General features: G+C 38.9%; 14 protein-coding genes, 1 tRNA gene, 2 rRNA genes, 1 other RNA gene and 1 other annotated feature (2 of these 19 running past the window's edge). Of the genes, 4 read left to right on the top strand and 14 right to left on the bottom strand.

Features of this window, described 5'->3' with window-relative positions; translation table 11 throughout:
• The 5 genes from recR to tadA all read right to left on the bottom strand — a co-directional run.
• Positions 1–335: the 5' portion of a recombination protein RecR gene (gene recR, locus MHH66_RS00135; RefSeq protein WP_002009629.1), read on the bottom strand. It extends 262 nt beyond the left edge of the window; the window shows 335 of its 597 coding nt (coding positions 1–335); its start codon is at positions 333–335; its stop codon lies off the left edge, out of view.
• Between the two features lie 14 nt (positions 336–349).
• Positions 350–676, bottom strand: coding sequence for a YbaB/EbfC family nucleoid-associated protein (locus tag MHH66_RS00130; protein WP_170935248.1), 327 nt, complete (start codon positions 674–676; stop codon positions 350–352).
• A 25-nt stretch (positions 677–701) separates the two neighbouring features.
• Positions 702–2,390, bottom strand: a complete 1,689-nt coding sequence (gene dnaX, locus MHH66_RS00125; protein ID WP_078185967.1) for a DNA polymerase III subunit gamma/tau — start codon at positions 2,388–2,390, stop codon at positions 702–704.
• A 132-nt stretch (positions 2,391–2,522) separates the two neighbouring features.
• Positions 2,523–2,787, bottom strand: an RNA gene (gene ffs / locus MHH66_RS00120) — signal recognition particle sRNA large type.
• Between the two features lie 78 nt (positions 2,788–2,865).
• On the bottom strand, positions 2,866–3,360 hold the full coding sequence (gene tadA / locus MHH66_RS00115) for a tRNA adenosine(34) deaminase TadA (RefSeq protein WP_002029304.1): 495 nt from the start codon (positions 3,358–3,360) through the stop codon (positions 2,866–2,868).
• Positions 3,361–3,466: 106 nt separating this feature from the next.
• Here tadA and MHH66_RS00110 point away from each other — a divergent pair, with 106 nt between their 5' ends.
• From MHH66_RS00110 to MHH66_RS00100, 3 genes are all read left to right on the top strand, one after another.
• Positions 3,467–4,006, top strand: a complete 540-nt coding sequence (locus MHH66_RS00110) for an isochorismatase family cysteine hydrolase (protein ID WP_002009622.1) — start codon at positions 3,467–3,469, stop codon at positions 4,004–4,006.
• A gap of 123 nt (positions 4,007–4,129) precedes the next feature.
• Positions 4,130–4,765, top strand: coding sequence for a deoxynucleoside kinase (locus MHH66_RS00105; RefSeq protein WP_002009621.1), 636 nt, complete (start codon positions 4,130–4,132; stop codon positions 4,763–4,765).
• Positions 4,766–4,767: 2 nt separating this feature from the next.
• Complete coding sequence (locus MHH66_RS00100; protein WP_078185968.1) at positions 4,768–5,436, top strand: deoxynucleoside kinase; 669 nt, start codon at positions 4,768–4,770, stop codon at positions 5,434–5,436.
• Positions 5,437–5,471: 35 nt separating this feature from the next.
• On the opposite strand, the gene MHH66_RS00095 is transcribed toward MHH66_RS00100, so the two are convergent.
• From MHH66_RS00095 to guaB, 7 genes are all read right to left on the bottom strand, one after another.
• Complete coding sequence (locus tag MHH66_RS00095; RefSeq protein ID WP_002029297.1) at positions 5,472–5,867, bottom strand: DUF3797 domain-containing protein; 396 nt, start codon at positions 5,865–5,867, stop codon at positions 5,472–5,474.
• A 166-nt stretch (positions 5,868–6,033) separates the two neighbouring features.
• A tRNA-Ser gene (locus MHH66_RS00090) sits at positions 6,034–6,126 on the bottom strand.
• Positions 6,127–6,280: 154 nt separating this feature from the next.
• Positions 6,281–7,555, bottom strand: a complete 1,275-nt coding sequence (gene serS / locus MHH66_RS00085) for a serine--tRNA ligase (RefSeq protein WP_002009617.1) — start codon at positions 7,553–7,555, stop codon at positions 6,281–6,283.
• A 51-nt stretch (positions 7,556–7,606) separates the two neighbouring features.
• Positions 7,607–7,827: a binding site (T-box leader), on the bottom strand.
• 54 nt (positions 7,828–7,881) lie between these two features.
• A complete protein-coding gene (gene pdxT, locus MHH66_RS00080; protein ID WP_061675963.1) occupies positions 7,882–8,472 on the bottom strand; it encodes a pyridoxal 5'-phosphate synthase glutaminase subunit PdxT in 591 nt (196 codons plus the stop codon).
• Positions 8,473–8,490: 18 nt separating this feature from the next.
• Positions 8,491–9,378, bottom strand: coding sequence for a pyridoxal 5'-phosphate synthase lyase subunit PdxS (pdxS, locus tag MHH66_RS00075; RefSeq protein ID WP_078185969.1), 888 nt, complete (start codon positions 9,376–9,378; stop codon positions 8,491–8,493).
• Positions 9,379–9,537: 159 nt separating this feature from the next.
• Entirely contained in the window at positions 9,538–10,845 is a 1,308-nt protein-coding gene (locus tag MHH66_RS00070) for a serine hydrolase (protein ID WP_131828962.1), read from the bottom strand.
• A 113-nt stretch (positions 10,846–10,958) separates the two neighbouring features.
• The gene (guaB, locus tag MHH66_RS00065) at positions 10,959–12,422 is read right to left on the bottom strand and encodes an IMP dehydrogenase (RefSeq protein WP_078185970.1); all 1,464 of its coding nucleotides are present in this window, start codon (positions 12,420–12,422) and stop codon (positions 10,959–10,961) included.
• A 115-nt stretch (positions 12,423–12,537) separates the two neighbouring features.
• Between guaB and MHH66_RS00060 the strand changes: the two genes are divergently transcribed.
• Complete coding sequence (locus MHH66_RS00060) at positions 12,538–13,539, top strand: YaaC family protein (protein WP_063218670.1); 1,002 nt, start codon at positions 12,538–12,540, stop codon at positions 13,537–13,539.
• Positions 13,540–13,574: 35 nt separating this feature from the next.
• Here the strand turns inward: MHH66_RS00060 and rrf are convergent.
• Positions 13,575–13,690, bottom strand: a 5S ribosomal RNA gene (gene rrf / locus MHH66_RS00055).
• A 49-nt stretch (positions 13,691–13,739) separates the two neighbouring features.
• A 23S ribosomal RNA gene (locus tag MHH66_RS00050) occupies positions 13,740–15,000 on the bottom strand; it runs 1,661 nt beyond the window's last position.

The following is a 15,000-nucleotide window of genomic DNA, read 5'->3' as shown; positions in this document are numbered from 1 at the left end:
GAAATGGCACCACGCAAAACATGATATACACCTTGATATTCTTTCATTTTTTCCATCGCAATTACATCTTTCGGCTCTTGTACTACACAAACAACCGATTGATCCCTATGCGAATCGTCACAAATATAACAAGGATCGCGGTCAGTGATATGTCCGCACACAGAACAATACGCTAAATCTCGCTTTGCATTCACAAGTGCTTTCGCAAAACCTAGTACATCATCCTCTTTCATATCTAACACGAAGAATGCCAATCGAACCGCTGTTTTCGGTCCGATTCCTGGCAACTTCATAAAACTATCGATTAATTTTGATATCGGTTCTGGATAATGCATATATCAATATCCTCCTAGAACATTCCACCTGGTAAGTTCATGCCTTTTGTAAATTTGCCCATTGTAGAGTTTGAAAGTTCATCAACCTTTTTAAGTGCATCATTCGTTGCAGCTAATACTAAGTCTTGTAACATTTCGATATCTTCTGGATCTACAACTTCTTCTTTAATTTTCACTTCAAGAACTTGCTTATGACCATTTGCAATAACAGTAACCATTCCACCGCCAGCTGTACCTTCAACTGTTTTTTCGCCAAGCTCTTCTTGCGCCTTCGCCATGTCTTTTTGCATCTTTTGCATTTGTTTCATCATATTATTCATATTTCCCATTCCGCCACGCATCATAATTAATTCCTCCTCATTATTATTACTCTTTTATTTCAATAAGTTCTTGCCCTACTAATTTTACAGCCTCTTCTATAAGAGGATCTTCTTTTTGTTCTGGGCTTTCTTCAGAATCCCCGCCTTCGCGTTGTAAAAAGTCTTCACGAATTTTACCCCATTCACTTTTTGGGATAGCAATCATATTTAACCTTTTACTTAACAATTCAAAAAGAGTTTGTTCCAATGTATCCATCGCTTCTCGATTTTCACTAGCCATTTTACAATGAATCTCATATTGAAATGCTAACACATAGGTATCATCCGAAGCCGCAACTGGTTCACTATTTTCTAATAAAACAGCAAATGCTACTTTGTTATGTGACTTGAGCCTTCCTAATAATTCGCCCCATACAGCTTTTAACTGTTCTAAATCTTGACGCTTCGCTTGCTTTAACACTTCATTCACACGTCCAACAGGAATTTTCATACTCCCTGTTCGTACCGGTTTTGGTGTTGCCCGCGTCTCTCTTACTTCCTGCTGCACACCAGATGGCACGCCATTCTTTTTAACTTGCTCTAACTCTTTCTCCAACTGCTGCATCCTATTCATAATCGCTTGTAAACGATCTACGCCGTTTGCTTGCATCATAAACTGCTGACACAGTTGCACCATAACAACTTCCAAGAATATTCTTGGATGGTTTGTCCACTTCATCTCCTGTTGTCCCTTACTAAGGGTATGAATAATTTCATAGATTACTTCCGGTTGCATTTCTTCACTTAACGTACGGAATTGATCATCTACAATTACCCGTTCCAACATATGTTCTAATTGTGGTGAAGTTTGATATAAAAGCATATCACGATAGTAGTAAATGAAATCCTCCATAAAGCGAACTGGATCTTTCCCTTTACTCATCATCTCATCTATAATACGTAACGCTCTTGATACATCATTTTCACGTATACATTCTACCAGGTCACCCAAATATCGCTGAGATACAGATCCTGTTACAGCTAAAACATCTTCACTCGTCACCGTTTCATCACTATAAGAAATAGCTTGATCAATAAGACTGAGCGCATCACGCATACCACCTTCGGCGGCACGCGCTACGATTTGTAACGCTTCATCTTCTACTTGCGTACCTTCATTTGTCACGACCGTCGATAATCTCTCAACGATATCATTTACTGATATCTTTCGAAACTCAAAACGCTGACAACGCGAAATAATTGTAGCTGGAATTTTATGCGGTTCTGTTGTCGCCAGAATAAAAATAACATGTCCTGGCGGCTCTTCTAAAGTTTTCAAAAGCGCATTAAAGGCACCCATAGAAAGCATGTGAACTTCATCAATAATGTATACTTTATATCCTACAGCACTTGGAGCATATTTTACTTTATCTCTTATATCTCGAATTTCATCTACACCGTTATTTGAAGCCGCATCAATTTCTAATACATCTGAAATAGACCCTTGTGTAATTCCTAAACAAGAAGGACATTCATTACAAGGTTCAGCTACCGGGGCGTGTTCACAGTTAATTGCCTTTGCAAATACTTTTGCAATTGTCGTTTTCCCTGTTCCCCTCGGACCCGAAAACAAATAAGCATGTGAAGCTTTCTCTTGAAGAAGGGCATTTTGCAACGTTTTTGTCACGTGCTTTTGACCGACTACATCTTCGAATTTTTGCGGTCTCCATGTTCGGTATAACGCTTGGTATGACACGAAAATACGGCCTCCCTCAAAGGTTATTATCTTATTTATTATAACCCATTCTGTTTATAGATTCCAAAAGTTATTTTCCATACAAAAAACTCACCTTTATATAAAGGTGAGTTTTGTATACATATATAACTGCCGTGCACCTTCTGTCGATTACGTACCATAAGCGTTACTCAAGCAGTTAGCTCGGTTCAGGCACTCCTGCGGCACACGAGAAAACCCGCTTATTGCTGCTTCCTTCCGGACCTGACAAGGTTCACGGGGTCCCGTTGCGCAGGACCCAAACGTCAACACCACTTACTTAAGGCAGACCTTACAGCAACATAACCTCGAGAAGGGATTCAGCCTCGCTAGAGCGGATTGCGAGTATAGGGCACCGCTACCTCCCCGCTTAGCACGGCAAAGTTAAAACCAATATTCGGTTGCCTTGGATAAGGCATTATCAGTATAACTTGTTTTTTTACAAAATGCAAATACGTTAGTTACCATTACTTTTCTCTAGTTTTTTCACTTCTTTTCTTTTCTTACGAAGCTCCCTAAAAAAAATTGTTAACAACGTACCACATTCTTCTTCAAGTACACCAGGCACTACTTCACACTGATGATTAAAACGCTCATCAGTTAAAAGATTCATCAACGTACCTGCACATCCACCTTTCGGATCGCTCGCACCATATACAACCCGTTTTATACGCGATAAAACAATTCCCCCTGCACACATTGGGCAAGGTTCTAATGTTACATATAACGTTGCATCTTCTAAACGCCATGTCCCTAATTTTTTGCAAGCTTCATCAATAGCTAAGAGTTCGGCGTGAGCTATTGATCTCTGTTCAGTTTCTCTTAAGTTATGTGCGACACTAATCACTTCACCATCTAGCACAATTACAGCACCAATTGGTACCTCTTGTATCGCCTCCGCCTTCTTCGCTTCCTCTATTGCTAACTGCATAAAATATATATCTCGCTCCATAATATAGTCCTTTCACCAAAAATAAAATACACTTTTTCATTTCTTGCAGGTGGGATAACTTTTACAAATTCAATCCAACCTAAAGAAGAAAGAGAGGGAATTACATATGAAAAATACTGCCTTACTCATTATCGATATGATTAATGATTTTCAATTCTCCCACGGACCCATCCTGGCACAGAAATGTGAAATTATAAAGAACCCCATTTTACAATTAAAGGACACCATGAAGTCATTAGGCTATCCAATAATTTATATCAATGATCACTATCAACTTTGGAGATCTGATATTGATCAACTTATCACCCATTGTACAAATGAGTATAGTAAAAATATTATCGAGGCCATTGCTCCGCATACTGACGATTACATTTTTATTAAACCACATTACTCTGCTTTTTATGAAACACCTTTGAATTCTTTATTAGGTTATTTAAAAATCGAAAATCTCATTTTAACAGGAATTGCCGGGAACATATGCATCCTTTTTACAGCTAATGATGCCCATATGAGAAATTATACACTTTATGTACCACGGGATTGCATCGCTTCTAATAACGAGCAAGATAATGAACATGCTTTAAAAATAATGGAAGCCACATTAAAGGCAAATATTGTACCGTCATCCCAAATAAAATTTAATTAATACATATCTGTTTTCTAACTTTTTATATCAAATTAGTCCGCTCGCTCCCCTCTTGTGCTACAATAATTCTGTTTTGTGTTTTTAGTAGTCACGGTAAATCACTGATTGAAAGGAGGAAACAGCGTGACCGGAGTACCATTTATCACGGTTGAAGGACCAATTGGTGTTGGAAAAACTTCACTTGCGAAGGAACTTTCAACTCACATGCAACTCCACTTACTAAAAGAGATTGTTGATGAAAATCCTTTTTTAGGAAAATTCTACGAAGACATCGACGAATGGAGTTTTCAAACAGAGATGTTCTTTCTTTGTAATAGATACAAACAACTAGAGGATATTAACATAAAGTATTTGAATCAAAGAAAGCCTGTAGTAGCAGATTATCATATATTTAAAAATTTAATTTTTGCATCCCGTACATTAAAAGATTCTCAATATGACAAGTACATGCAAATTTATCGCATTCTTACGCAAGATATGCCTGTGCCAAATGTCATCGTTTATTTAACAGCGAGCCTAGAAACATTACAAAAACGAATTGCCATGCGCGGAAGAGAATTCGAAAAAAATATGGATCCAAATTACTTGCTACAGCTTACAAAAGATTACGAAACAGCAATGGATGCTTTTAAAAAGGACCATCCAGATATTCCAGTATTGAAATTTAATGGAGACGATATGGATTTTGTAAGAAATCCTGATGATTTAAATGTCATCTTATCAGCTCTTCAAAATACTCTCTTGAAGGAGTCGAAATAACAATGAATTTAAGGCAAAAATATGATATACCAAATGATGCAGTTATCACTATTGCTGGAACAGTAGGTGTCGGTAAATCAACTATGACAACTGCATTGGCTAACGCTTTAGGTTATCGTACATCTTTTGAAAAAGTAGATTCCAATCCATATTTGGACAAGTTCTATGCTGATTTCACACGCTGGAGCTTTCACTTACAAGTGTACTTTTTAGCAGAACGATTTAAAGAACAAAAAAGAATTTTCGAATATGGTGGCGGTTTTGTTCAAGACCGTTCTATATATGAGGACACTGGTATTTTCGCAAAAATGCATTACGAAAAGGGTGCAATGACTGAAACTGATTATGAGACATACAAAGGGTTATTTGATGCTATGGTCATGACTCCTTACTTCCCTCATCCAGACTTATTAATTTACCTAGAAGGTTCTTTTGATGATATTGTCGATCGTATTCAAGAACGAGGACGTCCCATGGAGCAGCAAACACCAATTGAATATTGGAAAGAGATGCATGGACGTTACGATAACTGGATTAATAACTTTAATTCATGCCCTGTTTTACGATTAAACATTAATGAATACGATATTTTAAAAGATGGCGATTCAATCGAACCAATCATTAAAAAAATTGGTCATTTTTTAAAACAAACACGTAAACTTGTAAAATAAAAAACCCGTGCATATGCACGGGTTTTCCTATGAAATTACTTTTTCTTTTTTGTCGGAGCAATAATTTCACTCTCTGGCTTTCCAGCATTAATACGCTGACGAACAGTACTCGTACTAATATCATATGTTTCAGCAATCTCTTTAACAGTCAATTCTTTCCCATTAATTACTGCTGTTAGTAATTTCCCTGTACGTTTTGGAGTTACTTCTTTTTGCACAGCTGGTTTTTCAGCTTCTTTTGGTACCTCTACTTTTTTTGCAACCTGTTTTACATCACAAGTGCAACCACAAAGTTTACGGAATGTATCATCACTTATAATGCGCGACACATTTGCACCACTGTTTAAAATTCTATTGTTCTTACAGACAGGACATTGTACATAATATAAAGTTTTTCCATCTAAAGGAAACGTTTGTATAATAAGATCCATGTTAACTCCTTTCATATCTATGAAGATAATCATCGGAATATGAGTGTGTAATAAGGACACTATATCCTTACATCATACTTTATGATTGGTTTTAAAATAAAAACTCGTTACGTGTTGGTAACGAGTTCTCCAATCTCCACTTATATGCGCTGTTGTCAATTATATCTGGAGGAGGTAGAGGGATTCGAACCCCCGCGCGACTCTCGCCGCCTGTCGGTTTTCAAGACCGATCCCTTCAGCCAGACTTGGGTATACCTCCATATTGACATCAAATATAATATCAAAAGAAAAACAGTTAGTCAACCCCACTATAATAAATTATGAGGAAAGGGAAATTTTACTTCCCCTCTCCTTTATGACACTGCTGACAACGTCCATAATTACCAATCACTCATACCGATGAATGTTTTAACTTATTTAATAACTGTTTTTCCTCCCATATAAGGGCGAAGAACTTCTGGAATTATAATTGTACCATCTTCTTGTTGGTAGTTCTCTAAAATAGCTGCCACTGTACGGCCAATTGCAAGACCAGATCCATTTAGTGTATGAACATGTTCCGGTTTACCATTTGGCTCACGACGGAAACGGATATTCGCGCGTCTCGCTTGGAATGCCTCAAAATTACTACAAGAAGAAATTTCACGATATGTACCATAGCTTGGAATCCATACTTCAATATCGTATTTCTTCGCTGCTGTAAATCCTAAATCTCCTGTACACATGCTCATAACGCGATATGGCAACTCTAATAATTGTAACACGCGCTCTGCATCATTTGTTAATTTTTCTAACTCTTCGTAAGAATCTTCTGGTTTCACGAACTTCACAAGTTCAACTTTATTAAATTGGTGTTGGCGAATTAAACCACGTGTATCACGACCAGCTGAACCTGCTTCAGAACGGAAGCATGAGCTAAACGCAGCATATCGTATCGGCAATTGCTCTTTACTCACAATCTCATCACGATGCATATTCGTTACAGGTACTTCAGCTGTTGGGATTAGGAAATAATCTTCACTTTCAATACGGAATGCATCTTCTTCAAACTTCGGAAGTTGTCCTGTTCCTGTCATACTTGCACGGTTTACCATATAAGGAGGCAATACTTCCTCATATCCATGCTCATCAGTATGAAGGTCAAGCATAAAGCTAATCAAAGCACGTTCTAATCTTGCACCAGCACCTTTGTAAAATACAAATCGGCTTCCTGTTACTTTCCCAGCACGTTCAAAATCTAAAATCCCTAAATCAGTAGCAAGGTCCCAATGTGGTTTTGGCTCATAAGTAAATTCTTTCACTTCTCCCCAAGTACGTGCTACTACGTTATCATCCTCTGTTTCACCTATTGGGGCAGATTCATGAGGGATATTTGGGATAGATAGCATTAATCTTTCTAAATCTTCTTCAACTGTACGAAGCTCATTATCAAGATCTTTTACTTTTTCCCCAACTTCACGCATTTCTAGAATTAGAGCTTCCGCATCTTTCTTTTCACGCTTTAATACTGAAATTTGTTGAGATACTTCGTTACGTTTACTTTTTAGTTCTTCTGTTTGAACAAGTAGCTCTCTTCTTCTCGTATCAAGTTCTTCAAAGCGACCAAAATCCGTTAAATCTTCGCCTCTATGCTGTAATTTTGCTTTTACTTCTTCAAAATTCGTACGTAAAAATTTAATATCAAGCATTATATACTCCTCCTTTTATTTTATAAAACACAAAAAACTCCCGTCCCTATACAAAGGGACGGGAGTTAACCCGCGTTGCCACCCTAGTTGAAAGCATTACCGCTTTCCTCTCAAGTAGAAATAACGGCTCTTCACCGGGAATGTTTACTAATCAAAAGATATTCCACATTCCATTCCAGGATGGATTCACAAACTGTTTCTATCGATTTCCACCAACCATCGACTCTCTATAAGAAACAACATTTGTTACTACTTCCTATCAACACGCTTATTTTATAAAATTGTTATCATCAATTTACTATAATCTTATACAAGTTGCAAGTTACTTATACAACTTTTTTCATTTTCGCTTCTTTTACCATTTCTACAAAGTATGCTGTTACACGATGATCATCCGTTAATTCCGGATGGAAAGAAGCAGCTAAAAACGGCCCTTGCCTTACCGCTACCATTCGCTCGCCATGCATAGAAAGTACTTCAACATCATCAGCTACATTTACAACATACGGAGCACGGATAAATACACCAACAAAGTCTTCTCCCACACCTTTAATTGAAAGTGCAGCTTCAAAACTATCTTTTTGGCGTCCGAACGCATTGCGCTCAACCGTAATATCCATAGCACCAATATGTGCTTCTTCATAGCCAATAAGTGTTTTCGCAAGAAGAATCATTCCTGCACATGTACCAAACATTGGTTTACCAGACTTCGTAAATGTACGAAGAGGCTCCATGAAAGCATACTTATCAATAAGACGGCGCATTGTTGTACTTTCACCGCCTGGTAAAATAAGACCATCAATCTCTTCAAGTTGCTCTATACGCTTTACAACAACAGCTTCTGCACCACTTGCCTCAACTGATTTTACATGCTCACGAACTGCACCTTGAAGACCTAGTACACCGATTTTCACCATTTTAAAGATCTCCTTTAATTACCATCCACGCTCTTGCATGCGTTGTTCTGGTAATAATGTTGAAATTTCGATACCTTTCATTGCATTACCTAATCCTTTAGAAAGGCTTGCAATTAGTTCGTAATCTTCATAATGAGTCGTTGCTTCAACGATTGCACGTGCAAATTTCTCTGGGTTCTCTGATTTGAAGATACCAGATCCAACAAATACACCATCAGCACCAAGTTGCATCATTAACGCTGCATCTGCTGGTGTTGCCACACCACCTGCTGCAAAGTTTACAACTGGCAGGCGACCAAGGCGTTTAATTTCAAGTAGTACTTCATAAGGAGCACCAGTATTTTTTGCATATGTCATTAACTCATCTTCACGTAGATTTGCAACTTGACGGATTTCTGCATTGACTTGGCGCATATGACGCACTGCCTCTACAATGTTTCCTGTTCCAGGCTCACCTTTTGTACGAAGCATAGCTGCACCTTCTGCAATACGACGTGCAGCTTCTCCGATATCGCGGCAACCACATACAAACGGAACTGTGTAATCACGTTTATTTAAATGGTATACTTCATCAGCAGGAGTCAATACTTCACTCTCATCGATATAGTCTACCCCTAATGATTCTAATACACGTGCTTCTACAAGGTGACCGATACGACATTTTGCCATAACCGGAATTGATACAGCACCCATAACTTCTTCAACAATTGTTGGATCTGCCATACGAGAAACGCCACCTGCTGCACGAATATCTGCAGGTACACGCTCTAATGCCATAACAGCAACTGCGCCTGCCTCTTCTGCAATCCTTGCTTGCTCAGCGTTAACTACGTCCATAATAACGCCGCCTTTTTGCATTTCTGCCATTCCACGTTTTACACGTTCTGTCCCTGTTACATTTGTCATGTACAAAAACCCCCCTAGGTGAATTGCTTTCCCCGTTAAAGAAGAAAATTAAGAATACTCTTACATTCTACCACTAACTATCTGATGCTTGTCTACTACTTTTTCATAAAGTCGGTATGAAAAATAGGAATAAGAAAAAGCTCCTACAATGAGGAGCTTTTAAAACCAACCTTTTACTGTATCAATAGCACCATTCCACATACCACTAAAGAAAGAACCAATTCCGCGCATAGAACGTGTAAACCAGCCTGCCTCTTCTACTTCAGATTTTGTTACAAGGTCTACTTGTAATGATTTTCCTGATAAAAATCCAGGATCATTACTATCTTTAGACGTTACAACCATTTGTCCAAGTGCAACTCCCTTTTTCAGAGGTGCTTCTTGTCCCTTATTTCCTTCTTTAAATTCTGTTTTATAAACGTCTTTACTTCCCTTTGGCACCGGAAGTGAAACAGCTTGCTTCGTTTGAACTGCTACATCTTTATCTTTCGCATTTTCAACTCTTACTGTTTCTTTTCCTTTGACCGAAGAACCTTTTTCATACATTTTCTTCATTTCAAAGTTAGCAAAGCCATAATCATATAATTTCTTCGTCTCATCGAAACGCGCTGTATGAGAACTTGTTTTAATAACTACAGAAATAAAACGCATACCGTTTCGTTCAACAGTACCAGTGAAGCAGTCCCCTGCTTCTGGAGTTGATCCTGTTTTTAGACCATCTACTCCGTCATATTCTTTAACTAAACCTTTTAACATCCAGTTCCAGTTCGACATCCCAAATTTCTCTTTTTCTGGACGGAAAACTTTTTTCGGGATTTTTGCTGTATCTAACACTTTTGGATAATCTTTAATTAAATGTTGCGCTAAAGTTGCAACATCCTTCGCAGACATTTTATTTTCTTCATCCGGTGTTGTACCTTCAGGATGCATCCCTTTTAAATCTTTGTTCGTTAAACCCGTAGAATTAACAAATTTATAATTTTTCAATCCTAGTTCTTTCGCTTTATCATTCATCATTTTTACGAAATCTACTTCTTTACCTGCAATTGCTTCTGCTAACGCAATTGTTGCACCATTTGCAGAAAAGATTGCCATTGCCTCGTATAACTCTTTTACTGTATACAGGCCACCATTTTCTAATGCAACATTTGATAATGAAGCATCTTGCGAAATCTTATATGCATATTCAGAAACCTTAATTTTTTGATCCCACTTAAGTTTTCCTTTATCCACTGCTTCATGAACTAAATATTCACTCATCATCTTTGTCATACTAGCAATCGATAATAATTCATCTGCATTCTTTTGATATACAATTTTTCCAGAATTCGCTTCAACTAAAATCGCTGCACCTGCTTCAATGTTTAAAGCAGCTCCTGTTTCCGCTGATGCATTGCTATATGGTGCAAACATGCCAAAAGCTAGTGTAAGCACTGTTACCAACGCAATGAATCTTTTGCAAAACATACCTTTCACTTTTGCTACCCCCAATATCTATGTACTCACATAACCGTTATTCTAACATAATCAAAAAAAAATAGACAGAGATATCAAATCTCCGTCTATTTACATATAAGACATTATAATGAGTAGTTTGGAGCCTCTTTTGTAATCTGTACGTGATGAGGGTGGCTTTCACGTAAACCAGCACCCGACATACGAATGAACTGCGCATTCTCACGTAAGAATTCTAAATCCTGTGCTCCGCAGTATCCCATACCTGCACGTAATCCACCAACTAATTGATGAACTGTATCTGCTAAAGGTCCTTTATATGGTACTCGTCCTTCAATACCTTCTGGAACAAGTTTTTTGTTTCCTTCTTGGAAGTAGCGATCTTTACTTCCTTTTTCCATTGCTCCAACAGAACCCATACCACGATATACTTTAAATTGACGACCCTGGTAAATTTCAGTTTCTCCAGGGCTTTCAGCTACACCAGCGAACATACTACCTAGCATAACAACGTGTGCTCCTGCTGCTAAAGCTTTAACCATATCACCAGAGTACTTAACACCGCCATCAGCAATAACTGGAATACCGTGTTTACGAGCTTCTGTTGCACAATCATAAACTGCTGTTAATTGTGGTACACCAACACCAGCTACAACACGCGTTGTACAAATAGAACCTGGTCCAATACCAACTTTAACTACGTTTGCACCAGCCTCAATTAATGCTTTCGTTGCTTCAGCTGTAGCAACATTTCCAGCGATAATATTTAGTGATGGATATTTCGCACGAACTTCTTTTACTTTTTCAATAACACCTTTAGAATGCCCATGAGCTGTATCAAGTACAATTGCATCTACGCTAGCTTTTACTAATGCATCGATACGAAGCATAGCATCAGCCGTTACACCAACAGCTGCTCCAACTAATAAGCGTCCTTGCTTATCTTTAGCAGAGTTTGGGAATTCAATTACTTTTTCAATATCTTTTATTGTAATAAGCCCTTGTAATACACCGTTATTATCAACAAGAGGGAGCTTTTCAATTTTATACTTTTGTAGGATTTTTTCAGCTTCTTCCAGTGTAGTACCAACTGGAGCTGTAATTAACTGTTCTTTTGTCATTACGTCAGAAATTTTGATTGAGTAGTCTTGGATGAAACGCATATCACGGTTTGTAATAATACCAACTAATTTTCGCTCATCTAAATTATTTACAACTGGTACACCTGAGATACGATATTTTCCCATAAGATGTTCTGCATCATATACTTGATGTTCTGGAGTTAAGAAGAAAGGATCTGAAATAACGCCGCTTTCAGAGCGCTTTACTTTATCAACTTGCTCTGCTTGTTGCTCAATAGACATATTCTTATGAATAATTCCTAAACCGCCTTGGCGAGCCATTGCAATAGCCATGTCAGCTTCTGTTACTGTATCCATTCCTGCACTAATTAACGGGATGTTTAGCTGTAAGCTTTCAGATAAAACTGTTTTAACACTTACTTCTCTTGGTAATATATCTGACCTCGCTGGTACAAGTAATACATCATCAAAAGTCAAACCTTCTTTAACAAATTTAGATTCCCACATAATTGTTCCCCCCATGATACCAGAAATTATTATTAGTAGCTTATCAATTGGTTAAAATACTGTCAAGGACGTATATATATGTTAGAATTTTTAGACAATAAAAGGAGCGTAATATATGCATCAAACACATTGTACTTGGCAGCAATTAAGTTTCTTTTTTTCATCTCAAAATGTACAACGTTATCTTGCCCGTTGTTATGAAAAATCCTCCATACAAGATGCTGAAAAAAAAAGTTTTGAAAACTGTTATCCCTTTATTTACTACTTAGAACACGGGAAAAATTATTATGAATTATATAAGGTGGCCCCCTTTTCGATTCAGCCAATGTTGTTATTTTATGGAATTAGCCAACTGTTTAAAGCTTGCTTGTTAACTATTGATCCTAACTACCCAGAATCAACTACTGTTTTAGCTCATGGCGTTACGACTCGTAAACGGAAAAAACAGGGGTATCAATTTTTAGAAGATGAGGTGAAAATACAGAAAAACGGATTGTTTACTCACGTTGCAGAACAACTGTTTCACATGAAACACTTAGAAGCGGAGAAGTTTAATATGTTAGAGCTAATGGGGAATATTCCTGAATTACAAAATTTGTTGCGCTATAGTCAAAAAGTATCAACTTTATATAAGATCGATTCAACAAATAAAAATGAGCTCTCCTTTTCAGTCAATATATTAGATCGACTACATATGACTAAAGAGCGATTTTCTCGTTACATCGAAACAACTTGTAAGCATTTATCAATACAACACGTACCTGAGAAAAACAATGAATTAAATGTGTTTTTTTCAGCACCTATTCAATCATGGAATCCTATGTATAGCACACCTTTATACTATGAGCATCTTACTGACACTTATTATTTACCACTTACGACTGACCCTAGAAACTCTAAGCCAGTGTTGCCTGAGCTCCTTGTTCATTATTTATTGCTCTATAATTTAAGTATGATTTCTAGGTACGAAACAGATTGGTGGTATGACTTACTTGGAAGCTATGGATCTGAAGATTATCCGTTTATTTATCAATTTCTCAATATTTCTGCTCAAAAAATCCCTTACTATATTTCAGCATTTTTACTAACGGAATCCAACCTATTTCATGGGAAATAAAAAAACACGAGTCAAATGACTCGTGTTTTTATCTTGCTTGGCGACGTCCTACTCTCACAGGGACAAGGTCCCAACTACCATCGGCGCTAGAGAGCTTAACTTCCGTGTTCGGTATGGGAACGGGTGTGACCTCTCTGCCATCATCACCAAACTATGAAGGTATATTCCTTCAAAACTAGATAACATTTGCTTCATATTATATGGTTAAGTCCTCGATCTATTAGTATTCGTCAGCTCCACATGTCACCATGCTTCCACCTCGAACCTATCAACCTGATCATCTTTCAGGGATCTTACTAGCTTACGCTATGGGAAATCTCATCTTGAGGGGGGCTTCATGCTTAGATGCTTTCAGCACTTATCCCTTCCGCACATAGCTACCCAGCTATGCCCTTGGCAGAACAACTGGTACACCAGCGGTGCGTCCATCCCGGTCCTCTCGTACTAAGGACAGCTCCTCTCAAATTTCCTGCGCCCACGACGGATAGGGACCGAACTGTCTCACGACGTTCTGAACCCAGCTCGCGTACCGCTTTAATGGGCGAACAGCCCAACCCTTGGGACCGACTACAGCCCCAGGATGCGATGAGCCGACATCGAGGTGCCAAACCTCCCCGTCGATGTGGACTCTTGGGGGAGATAAGCCTGTTATCCCCGGGGTAGCTTTTATCCGTTGAGCGATGGCCCTTCCATGCGGAACCACCGGATCACTAAGCCCGACTTTCGTCCCTGCTCGACTTGTAGGTCTCGCAGTCAAGCTCCCTTATGCCTTTGCACTCTACGAATGATTTCCAACCATTCTGAGGGAACCTTTGGGCGCCTCCGTTACACTTTAGGAGGCGACCGCCCCAGTCAAACTGCCCACCTGACACTGTCTCCCGGGTCGATAAGACCCGTAGGTTAGAATTTCAATACAGTCAGGGCGGTATCCCACCAGCGCCTCCACCGAAGCTAGCGCTCCGGTTTCAATGGCTCCCGCCTATCCTGTACAAACTGTACCAAAATTCAATATCAGGCTACAGTAAAGCTCCACGGGGTCTTTCCGTCCTGTCGCGGGTAACCTGCATCTTCACAGGTACTATAATTTCACCGAGTCTCTGGTTGAGACAGTGCCCAAATCGTTACACCTTTCGTGCGGGTCGGAACTTACCCGACAAGGAATTTCGCTACCTTAGGACCGTTATAGTTACGGCCGCCGTTTACTGGGGCTTCAGTTCAGAGCTTCGCTTACGCTAACCCCTCTCCTTAACCTTCCAGCACCGGGCAGGTGTCAGCCCCTATACTTCGCCTTACGGCTTCGCAGAGACCTGTGTTTTTGCTAAACAGTCGCTTGGGCCTATTCACTGCGGCTTTCCGTTAAGAAAGCACCCCTTCTCCCGAAGTTACGGGGTCATTTTGCCGAGTTCCTTAACCAGAGTTCTCTCGCACACCTTAGGATTCTCTCCTCGCCTACCTGTGTCG

This window comes from Bacillus sp. FSL H8-0492 (genome assembly GCF_038006145.1).
Taxonomy (GTDB): Bacteria; Bacillota; Bacilli; order Bacillales; family Bacillaceae_G; genus Bacillus_A; species Bacillus_A mycoides.
This window is presented reverse-complemented; position numbering and strand designations above follow the sequence as displayed.

What these genes read in the sequence shown, in the direction of transcription:
- MHH66_RS00130 (WP_170935248.1), bottom strand. Translation starts at nt 676, where the DNA reads ATGCGTGGCGGAATGGGAAATATGAATAATATGATGAAACAAATGCAA.
- tadA (WP_002029304.1), bottom strand. Translation starts at nt 3,360, where the DNA reads ATGGAGCGAGATATATATTTTATGCAGTTAGCAATAGAGGAAGCGAAG.
- MHH66_RS00110 (WP_002009622.1), top strand. Translation starts at nt 3,467, where the DNA reads ATGAAAAATACTGCCTTACTCATTATCGATATGATTAATGATTTTCAA.
- MHH66_RS00100 (WP_078185968.1), top strand. Translation starts at nt 4,768, where the DNA reads ATGAATTTAAGGCAAAAATATGATATACCAAATGATGCAGTTATCACT.
- MHH66_RS00095 (WP_002029297.1), bottom strand. Translation starts at nt 5,867, where the DNA reads ATGGATCTTATTATACAAACGTTTCCTTTAGATGGAAAAACTTTATAT.
- serS (WP_002009617.1), bottom strand. Translation starts at nt 7,555, where the DNA reads ATGCTTGATATTAAATTTTTACGTACGAATTTTGAAGAAGTAAAAGCA.
- pdxT (WP_061675963.1), bottom strand. Translation starts at nt 8,472, where the DNA reads ATGGTGAAAATCGGTGTACTAGGTCTTCAAGGTGCAGTTCGTGAGCAT.
- pdxS (WP_078185969.1), bottom strand. Translation starts at nt 9,378, where the DNA reads ATGACAAATGTAACAGGGACAGAACGTGTAAAACGTGGAATGGCAGAA.
- MHH66_RS00070 (WP_131828962.1), bottom strand. Translation starts at nt 10,845, where the DNA reads ATGTTTTGCAAAAGATTCATTGCGTTGGTAACAGTGCTTACACTAGCT.
- guaB (WP_078185970.1), bottom strand. Translation starts at nt 12,422, where the DNA reads ATGTGGGAATCTAAATTTGTTAAAGAAGGTTTGACTTTTGATGATGTA.
- MHH66_RS00060 (WP_063218670.1), top strand. Translation starts at nt 12,538, where the DNA reads ATGCATCAAACACATTGTACTTGGCAGCAATTAAGTTTCTTTTTTTCA.